The organism is Lactobacillus equicursoris DSM 19284 = JCM 14600 = CIP 110162, from assembly GCF_001434815.1.
In the GTDB taxonomy this organism is placed as follows: domain Bacteria; phylum Bacillota; class Bacilli; order Lactobacillales; family Lactobacillaceae; genus Lactobacillus; species Lactobacillus equicursoris.
Genome location: NZ_AZDU01000041.1, coordinates 1 through 14810, shown reverse-complemented (window position 1 = coordinate 14810; position 14810 = coordinate 1). Strand labels below are relative to the sequence as shown.

Annotated in this window: 13 protein-coding genes; 1 reads left to right on the top strand and 12 read right to left on the bottom strand. The window is 43.6% G+C overall.

Annotation, left to right across the window (positions count from 1 at the left end; all coding sequences use genetic code 11):
• Nucleotides 1-77 precede the first annotated feature (77 nt).
• From FC20_RS07575 to FC20_RS07540, 8 genes are all read right to left on the bottom strand, one after another.
• The gene (locus tag FC20_RS07575) at nucleotides 78-1811 is read right to left on the bottom strand and encodes a hypothetical protein (RefSeq protein ID WP_008462371.1); all 1734 of its coding nucleotides are present in this window, start codon (nucleotides 1809-1811) and stop codon (nucleotides 78-80) included.
• Complete coding sequence (locus FC20_RS07570; protein WP_008462369.1) at nucleotides 1811-2902, bottom strand: acyltransferase; 1092 nt, start codon at nucleotides 2900-2902, stop codon at nucleotides 1811-1813. Before FC20_RS07570 ends, FC20_RS07575 begins: the two co-directional genes overlap by 1 nt.
• A 27-nt stretch (nucleotides 2903-2929) precedes the next feature.
• The gene (locus FC20_RS07565) at nucleotides 2930-3919 is read right to left on the bottom strand and encodes a stealth family protein (RefSeq protein WP_008462367.1); all 990 of its coding nucleotides are present in this window, start codon (nucleotides 3917-3919) and stop codon (nucleotides 2930-2932) included.
• A gap of 30 nt (nucleotides 3920-3949) precedes the next feature.
• On the bottom strand, nucleotides 3950-4939 hold the full coding sequence (locus tag FC20_RS07560) for a glycosyltransferase family 2 protein (RefSeq protein WP_008462365.1): 990 nt from the start codon (nucleotides 4937-4939) through the stop codon (nucleotides 3950-3952).
• A gap of 90 nt (nucleotides 4940-5029) precedes the next feature.
• On the bottom strand, nucleotides 5030-6268 hold the full coding sequence (locus FC20_RS07555) for a hypothetical protein (protein ID WP_008462363.1): 1239 nt from the start codon (nucleotides 6266-6268) through the stop codon (nucleotides 5030-5032).
• 17 nt (nucleotides 6269-6285) lie between these two features.
• Nucleotides 6286-7293 (bottom strand): glycosyltransferase family 2 protein, encoded by a 1008-nt coding sequence (locus tag FC20_RS07550; protein ID WP_008462361.1) that lies wholly within the window; start codon nucleotides 7291-7293, stop codon nucleotides 6286-6288.
• Between the two features lie 25 nt (nucleotides 7294-7318).
• Nucleotides 7319-8305 carry a glycosyltransferase family 2 protein gene (locus FC20_RS07545; protein ID WP_008462359.1) on the bottom strand — a complete coding sequence of 329 codons (987 nt, stop codon included), beginning with the start codon at nucleotides 8303-8305 and terminating at the stop codon, nucleotides 7319-7321.
• Nucleotides 8306-8307: 2 nt separating this feature from the next.
• A complete protein-coding gene (locus tag FC20_RS07540) occupies nucleotides 8308-9147 on the bottom strand; it encodes a DUF4422 domain-containing protein (RefSeq protein ID WP_008462357.1) in 840 nt (279 codons plus the stop codon).
• A gap of 306 nt (nucleotides 9148-9453) precedes the next feature.
• Here FC20_RS07540 and FC20_RS07535 point away from each other — a divergent pair, with 306 nt between their 5' ends.
• Nucleotides 9454-10167, top strand: a complete 714-nt coding sequence (locus FC20_RS07535; protein WP_008462355.1) for a hypothetical protein — start codon at nucleotides 9454-9456, stop codon at nucleotides 10165-10167.
• Nucleotides 10168-10221: 54 nt separating this feature from the next.
• Here the strand turns inward: FC20_RS07535 and FC20_RS07530 are convergent, their stop codons facing one another.
• Genes FC20_RS07530 through FC20_RS07515 form a run of 4 tightly spaced genes read right to left on the bottom strand, consistent with a single transcriptional unit; the run spans nucleotide 10222 to nucleotide 14587 of the window.
• Nucleotides 10222-11328 (bottom strand): glycosyltransferase family 4 protein, encoded by a 1107-nt coding sequence (locus FC20_RS07530; RefSeq protein WP_008462354.1) that lies wholly within the window; start codon nucleotides 11326-11328, stop codon nucleotides 10222-10224.
• A gap of 17 nt (nucleotides 11329-11345) precedes the next feature.
• Nucleotides 11346-12773: a flippase gene (locus FC20_RS07525; RefSeq protein WP_008462352.1), complete on the bottom strand. Its 1428-nt coding sequence runs from the start codon at nucleotides 12771-12773 to the stop codon at nucleotides 11346-11348.
• Between the two features lie 2 nt (nucleotides 12774-12775).
• A complete protein-coding gene (gene glf / locus FC20_RS07520) occupies nucleotides 12776-13891 on the bottom strand; it encodes a UDP-galactopyranose mutase (protein ID WP_008462350.1) in 1116 nt (371 codons plus the stop codon).
• An 18-nt stretch (nucleotides 13892-13909) separates the two neighbouring features.
• Entirely contained in the window at nucleotides 13910-14587 is a 678-nt protein-coding gene (locus FC20_RS07515; RefSeq protein ID WP_008462347.1) for a sugar transferase, read from the bottom strand.
• Nucleotides 14588-14810: the final 223 nt, after the last annotated feature.

The following is a 14810-nucleotide window of genomic DNA, read 5'->3' as shown; positions in this document are numbered from 1 at the left end:
ACTTTGGGGGCTTTTTTCAACAAAATCCAGATCGGTTGACATATTTTGGGGGATAGCACTCCGAGCGACCACATTATTTATCTAAAATGCCAGTCATGCCACCCAACCACGGCACACCCCCCTATGAACAGCAACAATGAAATCCAAACAAGCACTAAATATACCGATGGATTATGGCTTTCTACTATCAACACATCACCCTTTCTTAGCGATGCCTTAGTAACAATCTGCAGATATCCCTGCTGATCTGCTTGATAGCCAACCTTTTGTCCATTAACCTTAACCGAGTATTGAACCGTTCGATACTTATAGAGCGGAAGTCTAAAGCTTCTCCCCTTCAAATTAGCCTGAACATGGATCTTAACCCCATTGTTAATAGGTTCACGCCAAATCTTGGCCTGCTGGCCCTGGTCATTCGCAATATAAGGGTGAAAAGCCAAGTTAGAGGTCTGTCGTGTCACTCGGTTGCTGCCATCTGTCACACTTGATTCAATCGGAGCATAGTCACGGATAAGCAGGTAATTGTGAAATTCGTCGTTAACTGTTTCAACATTCCCCTGAGCGTTATCCATAAACTTTTGCGTGATAAAAATTTTCTTGGACGAGTCCTCGTTAAGGCTCTTAATCGCTTGACTACTGATCAGCGGCGTCATTAGCGCTAAGAGAAGCAAAAACTTATATGGCAGTTTTGAGCCGATTTTTAATGAATCAGCAAAAGTATTCAAGTAAAGGACAATCGGAATAATCCCCAACCAGATTCCAAAACGCCAAGGAGTGTATTGGAGATTGTTCAACATTGGGAGCTTATCAATCAGATTCCACGGGAAAAAATTAGTGCATAAGACAGCCAACATCAGCTCAAGTAAAAGTAGTTTCAACATCTTTTCGCTCTTTTTACCAAAGAAGAGGCAAATTGCTAGCAGTACCAGTGAAACAACTGAAAAGGTCGTCCTAGTTGACCAATCGATGTCTGAGAGCATTTTTTGCACGCTCTCAGCTGTAATCATCCCCTGCCCATACGGTTTAGCCAAACCAGATCTGCTGAGATAAAAGTACCTGTAAAGAACCGGAAGTGATAAGATTGCCGAAATCACGCCAGACAAGGCTAGATTGGCAAGCACTGCCCAATTAAAGTCCCGATCAATCAACCAGCGGTAGAGCAAAAGCAAAGCTACGATAAAAGCCACAATCACGGCACTTAGGAGGTGCGAAGACACAATCATCGTAAATAGCAAGCCTAAGCGCAAAACTAAATTGTAGTCAATTTTTTCCCGCTTAAATAGGTCTACCAAGGCAAAGAAGATCGGGAAGGAAAAAATATAGATAATTCCTGTCCCTAACTGGACCTCAGTGCTTGCCTGGTACAAGGAATAGCCTGACAAGGTGTAAATTACTGCCGCAAAAATCGCCAAGTTGCTTTGATACTTATGCTTAAGCAGACTCAGGTAGGTTACTAGGCAGGTTAAGGCTAAAATCAGCAAGCGGATAGCGATAATTTGCTTCATCAAAGGCAGCGGCAAGGTCACCAAGACCAGGGGCCAAAGCGACAAGTCAGGATACATCCCATTGACTGCTTGTCCCATGCCAAAATAGGAGTGATAATTCAGCCAGTTTGGCAGCTCATGATGCAAAAAGGCATACCTAATTTCATAAATCCGACTGACATGAAAGAAGGTGTCCCCTTTTTGGAAGAGGCCATAGTACTGCTGAACCTGGCTTTGATAAAACAAGTAAAAAATGAACAGGGTTACAACTGCAAGCCCTGGCAGATATTTTTTAAGCGATGACATAACATGCAGTCTCTTTTTCACTATCGTCTAGGCTGTAAACCTAGAATTTTTCTAATAAAGCCAATGTAGGTAAAAGGCTCCGTAACAAGTAAGCCAACAATAGCAATTCCTAACGTACTTAACAAGTAGATTCCAACTCCACGGAAGGAAGTTTTGGGAACAAGCAAGCGATTAAATACATAGATCAAGTACATATGAATCATATAGATGTTCATCGTCCGTACTGAAACAAATTGGCAATAGCGATTCAAATGCTTTTTGTTAGAAAAATCAGTGTTAGCAAATAGAGCATATATACTAGAAGCCAGCACTAATGTCCCAATCCGCAAATAGTCATTGTCTAGCCGTTGCCAGCTGCCTGATAAAGTTCCCTGCTGCAAGAGTTTCTGAAATAGCAATAAAGCGTAAGCAGCTACAGCAACAATAGCTAAATGGATCCTAGATTTTTTACTAATCTCTTTTTGATAATAGTTTCTATGCAAAAAGTCCCCAGCCAAAAAGTAAAAGCCGCTATCAGCAATCAAGCTTAGAGGAAAAATCTTATCTCTAAAAGAACCTACAGAAATCAAACCGATACCATACCACTTTGATGCTAGCTTAAAGATAAAGTCAATTTCAGTAACAACGAAAGCTGCCACAAACATGATCACCATTAAATACTTGAAGACTTTTGAATCATGATTATAGACCAATTTAATAATTGGCAAAAAAAGATAAATTGCAATTAAGCGGTACATAAACCAATAGTCTTCCACCGGAATATAAGCTGATGTTGTTCCCCCTAGCAGGTAATTGATTAGGTTAACCGCACCAATTTGTGAATAGGTCTTAGTATCAAAAGGCATAACCAAGAACCAAGTCAGGAGCCTCCAAGCAAAAACAGCGATAACCAGCATTCCAGTTTTAGTCAAATGCTTCTTCAGATCTAGTGGTCTTGACATCAACAAGGCCCCATTAGCCATAAAAAAGAGCGGAACCGCAACTGTTGTCGTAAATTGCAAAATAGCCGTTGCTAAAACAGACTGACCTAAAAGAGCCGTATTGTGGCAGCACACGACAAAGAAAATTGCCAAGGTCTCAACAACGTCAATATACTCGATTCTTTTTCTCATAAATACTCAAATAATATCCAGCACATCTTACTTTTCAAAACTGGACTTCTCTGGAAACTTCTTTTCAAGATACTCGTCAACTTTACGAGCACAAGCTTCATAGTCATCCACCACGTCATCATTGATGCAGATTGCCCCATTCCGTTGGCTTTCCAGCGTTTGCTTAATTTCATCAGTTTGATTTAAGCGCAAAAAGCGAGTAAACTTGGCATCCCGCGGGCAAAATTCCCCCCGCTCCAGCTGCAAGTGACGCACTAGCCAAACCGTAACATCATTATATTCCCGGAAGCGATGCGTATTGTTTTCGGCAATTTCCTTGGGCCAAATTTGCCGCGCAAGAGCAAAACTTGACTTTTTCAAGCTCAAAGGGCCGTGCGGCTCCACATAGCCCGGCACCCCCGACCTTTTCAAATACGGCATCATCAACAGATTTCTAAACAAGTCGCTGCCATATTTTTTGCTAAAAATTCCCTTCTTAGACAAAGGCCATTTGCCATCTAGATAACGGTTGAGCAAAATCCCGTTGTTGATCAAGATATGATCAAATTCTTCAAAAGGTACAATCGGCTTGTAAATCCGATAATCACAGGGCTGATCGCCTTGAAAAAAGTCTTCTGGACTTAACGGACAGTTTAAGAGCATATCATCATTAAAGTAAACGAACTTTTCAGATAGGCCAGGTATCTTATCGATATTCATTTCAATGACACTGGAATTAAAGACCGGTAAATACTTATCATCAATGATCTCGCGGTGGTCAATAATCTTTACTTTACTGCTATAAGTATCTAGCCACTCCGGCACTTGCTGATCCGTGATTAAAAAAATCTGGTTCAGCCATGGGGCATACTTTTCTAGGCTCCTTAAAGCATATTTGAGAGTTCCGTAGTCCCGGTATCTAACATCAGAAGCACTAGCCTCACTTGCTTTAGCTGGCTGATACTTGGCCTTTTTATCCCTCCAGGCTGGATCAGCTGAGTCCACCCACAAAAAGACCACGTCAATTTTTTCTGGCATCTCTTACCTCTAATTCTCTAATGTTACTGTCTAATGCCTAATCTTGCTTTTAACGACAAAATCCAAGTTAAGCCGCAACAGTGCTGCCTGAAGCTTACGCTTTTTTGCCATGTCTGCCGTATTGAACTCAGTCTGCCCAACATAGTGCAAAAAGCCACGCTTAGCGAGATTGAACTGTTTCTGGTCATCCTGTTGCACGCTTAAAACCAGCATTTGCCAATAGGTTGAAGTAATTAGCTGGTTCAACACGGCTTCTGAAACATCGATATTCCCCGATTTTAAGGCAGCACGGATAATTCTTTGATCAACTATAATCGTTTCTTCTAGCTTAGCAGCCGGCAACTTCCGCGTCGCGCTGTCATCGTGGATATAGTAATAGTAGTAGCTCTCTTGGTTTACGTGGATCTTAATCCCCGGCGTATTCGCCACGATCAAGCTAAATGCTAGGCGGTCCTCTTGATAGCTAACATTAGGATCGAACTGCCTTCCTTGCCATAGCGTTCTTTTAAAAATATAAGAATGCGGGTAGGCATAGATCTGATCAGCTGCTAAATACTTAAAGTAGTCAGATCCTGACAAAATCCCTTGCTTGGCCAAGTCGGTATAATCAACCCGACCAATTTCGTTAAGCGTATCCAGATCGTTAACCTTACTTAAGGAAAAAATCTCGATATCCGTCTGATTTTGCTCGATCGCTTTAACGTACTCTTCTACAAAATTCGGAACAAAACGATCATCGGAATCAGCAAACATCACATATTCTCCACCGGCATGACGCAAGCCATTGTTTCGAGCTGCAGAAACACCTTCATCTGCTTGGTCAATCAAGATATAGGAATTGCTGCTAGTGGTCTGCTTCTTAATGAAATCCGCGATTACCTGAGCACTCTCATCAGTAGATCCATCATTAACCATGATAAATTCTGCATCTTGATAAGTCTGTTTTTGTAAATCGGCGAGCAAATACGGCAATGATTTTACTGCATTGTAAACCGGAATTATGATACTTACTTTTGTCATCGTGCCTCACCATTATCTAGTCTTTCCTAGATTATCGAATATCACATTAGCTACAGCAAAAGGCAGGCTGCTAACCTGCCTTTTATTTAATTAGGCTTGTTTAACTTTCGGTCCTAGCAGTCCAAAAAGATTTTCTTCCCACTTGAATCGTTGACGCTCCTGACGAGGATTAAAGCACTTAATACCAATCAACATGGCAAAAGGACTATACCATAGCCACAGAAGCTGCGGGTCAAACATTGCATGGATGGCCAGGATGGCTAAAACAACTGCCAATAATTCGTTATTCTCGCTAACGACATTCCTGGTAACCAGTGACAAGGCAACAATAATCAACAGCATGAAGAAAATCCCATACAGTAGAGTGTATTGAATATAAGAGCTGTCAACATAGTTATATCCAGCCAAGAAGCCTCCCTGCTCACTTTGATTGCGGAAGACGATTCGCTGGCCAAAGGGATGAATGCCGTATTCCACTAGACCGTTATAGCTGAGCCAAAAGCGCCGGTTAAACACCCGATTTAAAAGTTGGAATACGCGCCCTTGCGGGAGCATCGCTCCCATAAACATTAGCGCCGCAGCTAAGGCAAAGGGGTAAGACAAGACTGACTTAAAGAATTGCACACGCAAAAAAAGCGGCTTAAAAGCTCTAAAGCGCTCAAAGGCCATGTATGCCAAGAGCACCGTAGTTAAGAGGAAGGGGTTAATGGTATCTGTATAAAAGTAGATGTAACCAGACACCAGCTCAAGCAAGAGCATTTCCCAATAAGTCGTCTTTTGATTGCGCAAAACTACGTAAGCAGCCACAAAGAAAAAGGCTAGCTGAGCTGGGTTGGTCACCCAGTTAAAACCCAAACTATAGCGGATGGCCCCATGCCCAGCCCTGACACTGATAAAATTGCGCAGGATGTTTACCCCGCGGCTGGACAGGAAAAAGCTCCCCATCATAACTAGTCCACTAAAACCAAGAAAAGCCGACAGGATGTAATTAAAATTGATGCTGGCTGAAGCAAGCAAAAAGACAAACATGACTAAGGACAGCCAGCCATCTCCGTGGCCCTTAACAATAAAGGCGATTGCCAAAAAGATTCCCGAAAAAAGAATTTTGGAATAATATCCCTTTTGCCAGTCCTTAATCCAATCAAGCAGGATTAAGAATAATAGAGCTGCCAAAACAACTAGATTGAGCAGCAGCCGAAACTTGTCTAAAATTGGCGGCTTGGGAATATTAACTGTCTTGTAGACCAGAAAAAAGGCTCCCCAGAGAAAGTAAAGAGCCCCAAAAAGCAAATTCTTCCAGTTATTTTGGATAGACTTTTTTACATTCACGAATGCTTTCCTCGCGATTACATAAACTTTTTGATGATTTTCTTAACAAACCAGTGACTGGTTACTGGCGTCAGCAAGCCATGCTGGAAAATCCGACTAGATTTGGTGGTATTTTCCATCGTCACTTGATAAATTTCCTGCCGGTAAGGCTGCAAGCTAGCAGCACCTTGATAGATCAGCTTGATGTACTCATCCTTAAAGGGATCCTTTGACACCTTGGCGTACTGCTTGCAGATATAGCGAAGCTGAATAAACAAGCGGTAGTAAAGCACCTGATTTCGGTCAGCTTGCTCTTGGGGCAGCTGCTTTAAAATGTCATCAAAGCCGGTCAGGTAGTCCTTGATCACTGATGGCCGGACGTCAGTAGCCGTATTACCAGGACGATTTTTCAGGTAGTAAGCTAAAGCTTCTTGATCGTAAGCAATTCGCTTTGTCTTGCTTAAAGCCAGCATGTATAAGACGAAGTCAGTGTAGCTGACCTTTTGCGGAAAAACAATTCCCTTAGCGATGCTAGTTTTATAGAGCTTGGCATGCGGGGTTACTTCAAAGAGAGAAAACTTATGCACATCTTCTGGCGCGGTATAGACCGTATCTGCCTTGATGCTTTGCATCCAGCTGGGGATGCTTTTGACGTATTCTTCCTCGCCATCTTCTTCATAGACGTTATACTTGTCCGCCACAGCTAAGTCTAGCTGCTTTTCTTCTGCAAAGTTATACAGCTTTTCTAAAGCATCACGCGCTAACCAGTCATCAGGATCGCAGATTAAAAAGTACTTGCTTTCCAGACGGTCAATGCTGTCTTGTAAAACCGAGCCATAACCACCGTTTTCTTTAAGTATAGACTTGATCCGTTGATCCTTAGCAGCGTATTCTAAAACGATTTCCGTTGAATTGTCAGGAGATCCATCATCAACCGCCCAGACTTCAAAGTTGGCAAAAGTTTGAGCTAGCAAACTATCTAAACACTTCCGAATATAGCGCTCCACATTGTAAATCGGAACGATCACCGTAATTTCAGGTTTCATTTTACTCCCTCTTCGCTTACTCCCACTAACCCTTTCGCTGATTGAGCCAAGCCTTGCCGCGGCAAGCCAGTCCATAGAGCAGCCAGTTTTTTTGCTTAAGCAATTGAAGCATCATCCTCTTCGACCGGGGCACGGGCCTTAAATCGATCTTAGCTAAAGCTTGGACGTAAACAGGTTGATTTAGGGCCTCTTTAGCCTGCTCCACTTGCTCTTTTAAAGTAGCAGAATTATTAAACAAACCATTAACGCTAATAATTAAGAACTGGGTCAAAGCAAACAAATAGCTAGCATTGATCACTTCTGCCGACTCGCCTTGGCAGAGCTTGTAGACTTGTTCAATTGCTCCTGTAAATCCCATAACCAACTTGCTCCCGGCTGACCGGGTTGCTGAGTCAGCACTATAAGTATATTGGTAGACAGGCGTATCAACGACTGTGAACGCCCGAGCATTTTTCAAGCAAGTCAACATAAAGACGCTATCTTCAGCGTGAGCCAAGTCAGAGTCAAAGCGTAAATGATTATCTTTGATAAACTGGGCATTAAATAAAGTCCCACCAACCACTGCCTTTTTAGTCGCATCACTTAAAGCTTCTACTAAATAATCCTGAATTTGCTCAGCTTGATATACTTTGCTTTTTCCAGAAAAAGCTTCTGTTGCCTTAGTATATTGTCCAATTACTAGATCTTGACCAGAAGCATTTTTTAGTAAAGATTCTAAGGCTTCCGGCAACAATTGATCATCGGCATCTAAAAAAGTAAACCATGGCGTTTTTACCTGGCCTAGGCCAAAATTACGGGCATTTGAAACGCCTTTGGAACTGTGAACCAGAGAAATTCGTGAATCCTCTTGGCAAAAAGACTCACACACAGACGTTGTATCGTCAATTGAGCCATTTTCCACAATAATCAAGTGCCAATTAGAAAAAGTCTGCTTCTGAATACTTGCTACTGCATCCCCTATAACTTTAGCAGCATTATAGGCTGGGATAATTACTGTAACTTCTTCGTTCATGGCTAAAAGCTCTTGTCATACTTTTGACCAAAGAACTTGGCCTTGATAAAGGAAGCAATCTTTCGGCCCCAGTCAATCGGCTCCATGTAGATGCACCTGACTTCTTTAATATCGGATGCCTTTAAAACGCCAGTCCTGACTTCATGCCGCAGCCAAACATTAAAAGCAATTTCGCTCACCCGACCGTAAAGTCGCTTTTGGAAGTTGTCCATCTTAGCCGTTTTAGGACCGATTTGCTTTTCCAGTTCAAACAAGATGTCAAAGAGCCACTGGCAATAAGCATCTACTAAGTCCCGTCTCATAATGAACATGTTGAACATGTAGCCTTCTCGGTGCTCCATAACCTGGTCAAAGTCTTGCACATAATCTGGGTATTTTTGAGCGATAATCTTGCGGGTAATGTCCAAATGCTCAGCATAGTGGGTGTGAGCGTAGTGAGAATAAAGCGTTTCAATCACATAATTGCGCTTCTTAGGTACAATTACCTTGTACTGATGCAATAAGCGAGAAGCTTCTTTGCTAGTCAACACATTTTCAAAGGGGTTGCTGCTCTTTTTACGAAAAGAAAAATGCCGGCGGTAATGGGCTAGCCCCAAATTAGCCGCATCAACATTTTTCCAGGCCCAGTACAGGCCGGTTAATTCACTAAACTCACTGTTTTTATCTGAAATATTTTGCCCAGTATTGTCTTTAACGTAGCCAATGTCTAAGGGTTGACCGTCTTTGCCCAGCTTGCCAGCTGCCCCCACGTGTACCGGCAAATACATTGGATCCTGGGGCATTTGATATTTCTTATGTGCCGCAATAATTATTTTTACAAAAGGTTTATTGTCTTCAGTCATATTAATCCTAGTTAATCGTAATAACTGATGCATCTAACTGCTAATGTATTTTGTCCCTAACTTTTGAAAGAAATTTTCTATCCTAGCATCAGCTTCAAATTATGCATTTATCAGTTTCGGTTATAACAATAACGTTTTAATTTAATTCGCAAGATAAAGAAGCAATCTTGTCTATTTTACCACGCTAGCCTAATATATGTAAACTTGTCAATTGTTAACCGCATTTTTCTCTACAACTGTAGCACTTCTATGGTATCATCATATAGCGTGGACCCGAATTTTACCAATATTTAAAGGAGCATATTAATGGAAGCTTTGGCAGATTTCCTATACCTGCACCAATCTCTTGAAATTATTTGTATGGCGATTACCTTGATCACTGCTTTTATCTGGGCAATGATCAAAAAAGACACTCCCCTCAAGAAAGGCCTAATCATCACTAGCGGTGCTTTTTTACTGCTAACAGCTGGTTTTTTCTTTATTGGTCAGCGTTCTCCGATTAAGCAATACGTCAACCAAGTAGAAAATGTCGCTAATAATTTTTCGGTAATCAAGGTTACCCAAAATAGCGATGCCTACAAGGTTTACTTCAAAAATCACGATGGTAAGAAGAAAACTTTAAACATCCGTAAAAAATATGCACATCTAACTTATCATGAGTCACATGGCTATCTTTCAATCGCTATTCATGCCAATGCGGAATCCAGCAAGCCAATTGATATCAATATTGACCGTCTCCCTAAGCAAAAGATCAATAAGAATGCTAAGAATATCTATCCATTGGCCGTCAAATCCAAGAAGAAAGACTTGCGCCAGCTGAGCAAAGTAGTCCTTCAAAAGAAGAAATACTACCTCACCTTAACCAATGGCAAGAAGATCGTCAAGAAAGATAGAAAGGTCTACATTCAGTACTACATGAATGCCAAGCATGAACATGCCACCTACGATGTGAAAAAGCACGTCATTACCATCTACACCAACTTAGAAGGCAACAAGCAAATTCTATTTGCCAAGAATTAAAGGACAATTATGCCAAAGTAAAAGACGACTTGCATCTGCAAGTCGTCTTTTTGATTAACGGACTACCTGGTTAAAGTGGTCGCCCCAAGCTTTCCAGCTATTGTAGTCGCGATACATTTGCTCAGCCCCTTGGCTTAAGCGGTCTAGATCACCATTTTTGACCCATTTTTCTAGTACATCCGCAAATTCTGCCCCACTGGCTGATAACGGCAGCCGATCACCGTTCACTTTTTTCTTCACGTAAGTGCTGTTGCCGCCAGTTTCTGTCGTTAAGACGGGCGCGCCATAAGCGGCCGCTTCACAAAAGACGATCGCCGAGCATTCTGCCCTAGTCGGCAGAAGCAACAGATTGGCTTCTTGCCAGGTTGCCAGGTATTTTTTCAGCCCTTCAGGCTCATTTTTATTTAAAAAGCCCAGATTTTTGACGCATTTTTTCGACTTAACCGCCTCTGGCAAGTCCCGGATCCCGGTAATCAAGAGTTCACTCCTAATTCCGCGCTGGTTAAGAGTTTCTACTGCATCAACCGCGTACTGGCCACCCTTACGCTCCCAGTCAACGCCGGAGAACATCACCTTTAAAGTCTGGCCATCATATTTAGCAACGTGAATTTTTTGCTCGTCATTATTGCCAACAACAAAGGGAAAGACACTAACCTGATTGGGATCAGCATGATAGTCCTTAATCACCGAATCAGCTGCCCACTTTGAAGACAGCCAAACGTAGCTAGCATTGTCAATAGCCCGTTGCTCGACCAGCTCTGCTTCCTTGATTGCTTTTTTGGTAAAACCAAACCAGTAGTAGTTGATCATCAGCGGAACCGTCCCATCAGTATAGTAGATGATCGGCGTATCCGTCTTTAAACCAGCCACAATATCTACCTGTCCAGGTACGAAGAGAACATCGTATTTAGACAAGTCCTGCTTGATCGTTCTAGTCCGGATATGGCTAGCTAGGCGGGAGTGGATGTATGAACCCTTTCTCCCATAAATTGCCTTGTAGACTTTGGCAAAAAATTTATCGGTCTTAGTCCAGTTAGTGTAGCTAACCCATTCTACCTGGTGACCTGCCTTCTCTAAGGCTTCACGGGTATTATAGTAAGTCCCCGACCAGCTTTTCCGGTCTTTAAAAGGGTCGGTCGGTGAAACGTATCCTACTAGCATTTTGTCTCTTTTCTTTTTTACTTTTGAAAACGATCCTTGATCAATTCTTTAGCCTGGTCAACGATAGGTGCTCTTAACAAGAGGACCATCACCGCATAGATAATAACGCCTAGAAGCACTTCGGCAATCATCCACAGCCAGCTAGCCTTCATGTGGGTGTTCAGCCAGAAAACTGGAACGAACATGACGATCCCGGATACTAAATACTTCCAGTTGCTCTTAAAAAGCAGCTTGAGGTCTAGATCGTGGCGAACGACCCACAGCTGGTAAGCCGTGACGGAGACTTCGGAAATTACCGTAGACCACATGGCCCCGTTTAAGCCACCAAAGTGGATTAACGGGAAGTTCAAAATGATGTTGACAACCGCCCCTAAGGTTACGGAAACCGTGAAATCCTTTACCCGGTTGACAGGTAAAAGGTACTGGGTACCAATCACGTTGGACCAGCCAATCATCAAGATGACAATCGACTCGATGAACATGGCAGGGCCCACTGGAGCGTAAGCCTGACTGTAGTAAAGTGGCGCTAGCGTCATGGAGACGCCGGCGATCCCAAACATCATCGGGTAAACTAGAGCCGACACAAAGTCAAAAGACTTGTAGAGCATCCGGTTGACCTTTTTCATGTCGCCTTGGGCAAAGGCGTTAGCCACGTGGGGCAACATGACTGTACCCGTCGCTGTCGCAAAGGCCAAAACCAGCTTGACCAGGTTGTCAGAATACTGGTAAAAGCCGGAGGCTTTTTCATTGACCATGATCCCCAGCATCGTCCGGTTCAGCTGCACATAAAGCTGGATGGCGATCTGCGGCACAAACATGGAAACAGCCGGTGGCAGGTGACGCCAAGGACGAAGCTTCTTAAGAGGCACCTTCTTCAGCATCCCCAAGGCATGTGGCCACAGGGTGAAGTTGCCCAAGAAATTGGACAGAGCCACAATCACGATGTACAAGGTAACATCGCTGCTGTCCTTGATAAAGATGAAGACCGCCACCATGGACAGGATTTTGACAAAAGTATTCCGCAGAACGGTTCGCTTGAAATCTTCTAACCCTTGGTAAAGCCAGGAGATGTCGAAGGCGGCAGCCACTAAGTTGATAGACTGAGCCCACATGTACTGTGGCTGGCCCACATAGAAGTTCATGAAAATCACAAACACAACGTAGGAAATCAAGGTCATCGAGGTCTTAACCGTCTGGATTTCCCAGAAGGTCTGGGCCATCTTCTTTTTATCGTCTCGAACGTAGGCAATTTCCCGGTTACCGTAGTATGCGATCCCCAAATCCGCTAGCAAGACGAAGTACTGGATGACAGAGTTGGTAAAGGCGTTGGCCCCAACACCGGCGGGATCCAGAACCCGGCTGACATAGTAGGAAGTAATTAAAGGGACGATGATCGCTAGAACTTGGTAGCTAGCATTATAGAGGTAATTTTTAACAACCTTCAAGGCTAATCACCAAATTCTGTGTTCACCGCGTCCAGCGCCGCCCGGATCACTTGGTCCATGTTGTAGTACTTGTACTGGCCAAGGCGGCCGCCGAAGATCACCTTGGCATCTTCTTTTGCAGCCAGGTCCTTGTATTGGGCGTACAAGGCGTTATTCTTGTCGTTGTTGACTGGGTAGTATGGTTCATCGCCCTTGCTCCAGTTAGCTGGGTATTCGCGGGTAATCACAGACTTGTCGGGGGCACCCTTGCCAAATTCAAAGTGCTTGTGCTCGATCACGCGCGTGTATGGCGTTTCGGCGTCAGTGTAGTTGATGACCGCGTTGCCTTGGTAGTTGCCGACGTTCACTTCTTCGGTTTCAAAGCGCAGGGACCGGTATTCCAGTTCACCCAGCTGGTAGTCAAAGAACTCGTCGATTGGACCGGTGTAAACGACCTTGTCAAAGTTCTTCAGATACTCATCTTTGTTGTCAAAGAAGTTGGTGCTCGTTTCAACGGTGATCTGGTCGCTCTGCAGCATGTTTTCAACCAGCTTAGTGTAGCCGCCCTTTGGGATGCCTTGGTAGTCATCGTTGAAGTAGTTGTTGTCATAGATCAAACGGACTGGTACCCGCTTAATGATGAAGGCTGGCAGTTCCGTTGCCTTTCTCCCCCATTGCTTTTCGGTGTAGCCCTTGATCAATTTTTCGTAGATGTCCCGGCCAATCAGAGAAATGGCTTGTTCTTCCAGGTTTTGTGGTTCCTTGCCTGCCATTTCGGCCCGTTGTTCGTTGATCTTATCAAGTGCTTCTTGCGGCGTCCGGATGCCCCACATTTGGGCAAAGGTGTTCATATTAAAAGGCAGGTTGTACATGTGGCCCTTGTAATTGGCTACCGGGCTATTAGTGTACCGGTTAAATTCGGCAAACTGTTGCACGTATTCCCAGACTTCCTTGTCAGAAGTATGGAAAATGTGAGCGCCATATTGGTGAACCTGGATGCCAGCGATTTCCTTGGTGTAAATATTGCCGGCGATGTGATCGCGCTTATCGATCACCACTACTTCGTGGCCGCGCTTAGCGGCTTCGCGTGCAAAAACGGCGCCAAACAGGCCAGCGCCAACGACTAAATACTTGGACATAATTTGCCTCCTACTTATTTATTGCTTATTTATTTTTTCATAGATTCCATTAGGGTGAATAATCACCTTGATCGTCATCAAGATTAGTTTCAGGTCAAAAAGCAGGCTGGATTTGTTAATGTACTCAATGTCTAGCAAAACCATGCCCTTGAAATCCGCCTCATTCCGGCTTGTTGCCTGCCATAGGCCTGAGCAACCAGGCTTAACTAGCAAGCGCTGCTTATCCCAGTCGTCATATTCAGCCACTTCATCTGGCAGAGGCGGCCGGGGACCGATCAGACTCATGTCGCCTTTTAGTACGTTCCACAGCTGTGGCAGTTCGTCTAAGCTGTGCGCCCGGATAAACTTGCCAATCTTGGTGACCCGCGGGTCGTCATGCATCTTGAACATGGCACCCTCAACTTCGTTTTGCGTCAGGAGCTTCTTTTTTAACTGATCGGCATTAACAACCATAGAGCGGAACTTATAGATGCGGAAGGGCTTCTCGTTTTTGCCAATTCGAATCTGTGAGTAAAAAACGGGTCCGCCATCTTCGCCATGAATCTTGATTGCTAAAAATAAAAATAGAGGCGATAGCAGTACCAAGGCGATAGCCGATGCTACGAAGTCAAATACCCGCTTGATGCCGTGGTAGAAAGGGCGGCCTTTCACCTTTTGGGAATCTGCCTGCACTTGTTCATTATCTTCTTTTGTCATGTTTATCAAATTCTTCTCTTTTTTGCCTAAAAACCTTTTAGGTTAGGCATTCAAGATAATATTATAAAAAAGGTTCCTATTTAAAGCAACGGTACTCAGAATTGTATACCGAAAAGTTAAGAAGTAGGATACCTAGGTAGCAGGGATGTACTAACTGGGATGGTCGACGCTCAAGAATTTACTCAAGTGCGGTGGGAGCTGCTCAAAAACTTACTCAAGTACG

Excerpts from the sequence above, each read along its gene's own strand:
- FC20_RS07570 (WP_008462369.1), bottom strand. The coding sequence starts at position 2,902 with ATGAGAAAAAGAATCGAGTATATTGACGTTGTTGAGACCTTGGCAATT.
- FC20_RS07565 (WP_008462367.1), bottom strand. The coding sequence starts at position 3,919 with ATGCCAGAAAAAATTGACGTGGTCTTTTTGTGGGTGGACTCAGCTGAT.
- FC20_RS07560 (WP_008462365.1), bottom strand. The coding sequence starts at position 4,939 with ATGACAAAAGTAAGTATCATAATTCCGGTTTACAATGCAGTAAAATCA.
- FC20_RS07550 (WP_008462361.1), bottom strand. The coding sequence starts at position 7,293 with ATGAAACCTGAAATTACGGTGATCGTTCCGATTTACAATGTGGAGCGC.
- FC20_RS07545 (WP_008462359.1), bottom strand. The coding sequence starts at position 8,305 with ATGAACGAAGAAGTTACAGTAATTATCCCAGCCTATAATGCTGCTAAA.
- FC20_RS07540 (WP_008462357.1), bottom strand. The coding sequence starts at position 9,147 with ATGACTGAAGACAATAAACCTTTTGTAAAAATAATTATTGCGGCACAT.
- FC20_RS07535 (WP_008462355.1), top strand. The coding sequence starts at position 9,454 with ATGGAAGCTTTGGCAGATTTCCTATACCTGCACCAATCTCTTGAAATT.
- FC20_RS07530 (WP_008462354.1), bottom strand. The coding sequence starts at position 11,328 with ATGCTAGTAGGATACGTTTCACCGACCGACCCTTTTAAAGACCGGAAA.
- glf (WP_008462350.1), bottom strand. The coding sequence starts at position 13,891 with ATGTCCAAGTATTTAGTCGTTGGCGCTGGCCTGTTTGGCGCCGTTTTT.
- FC20_RS07515 (WP_008462347.1), bottom strand. The coding sequence starts at position 14,587 with ATGACAAAAGAAGATAATGAACAAGTGCAGGCAGATTCCCAAAAGGTG.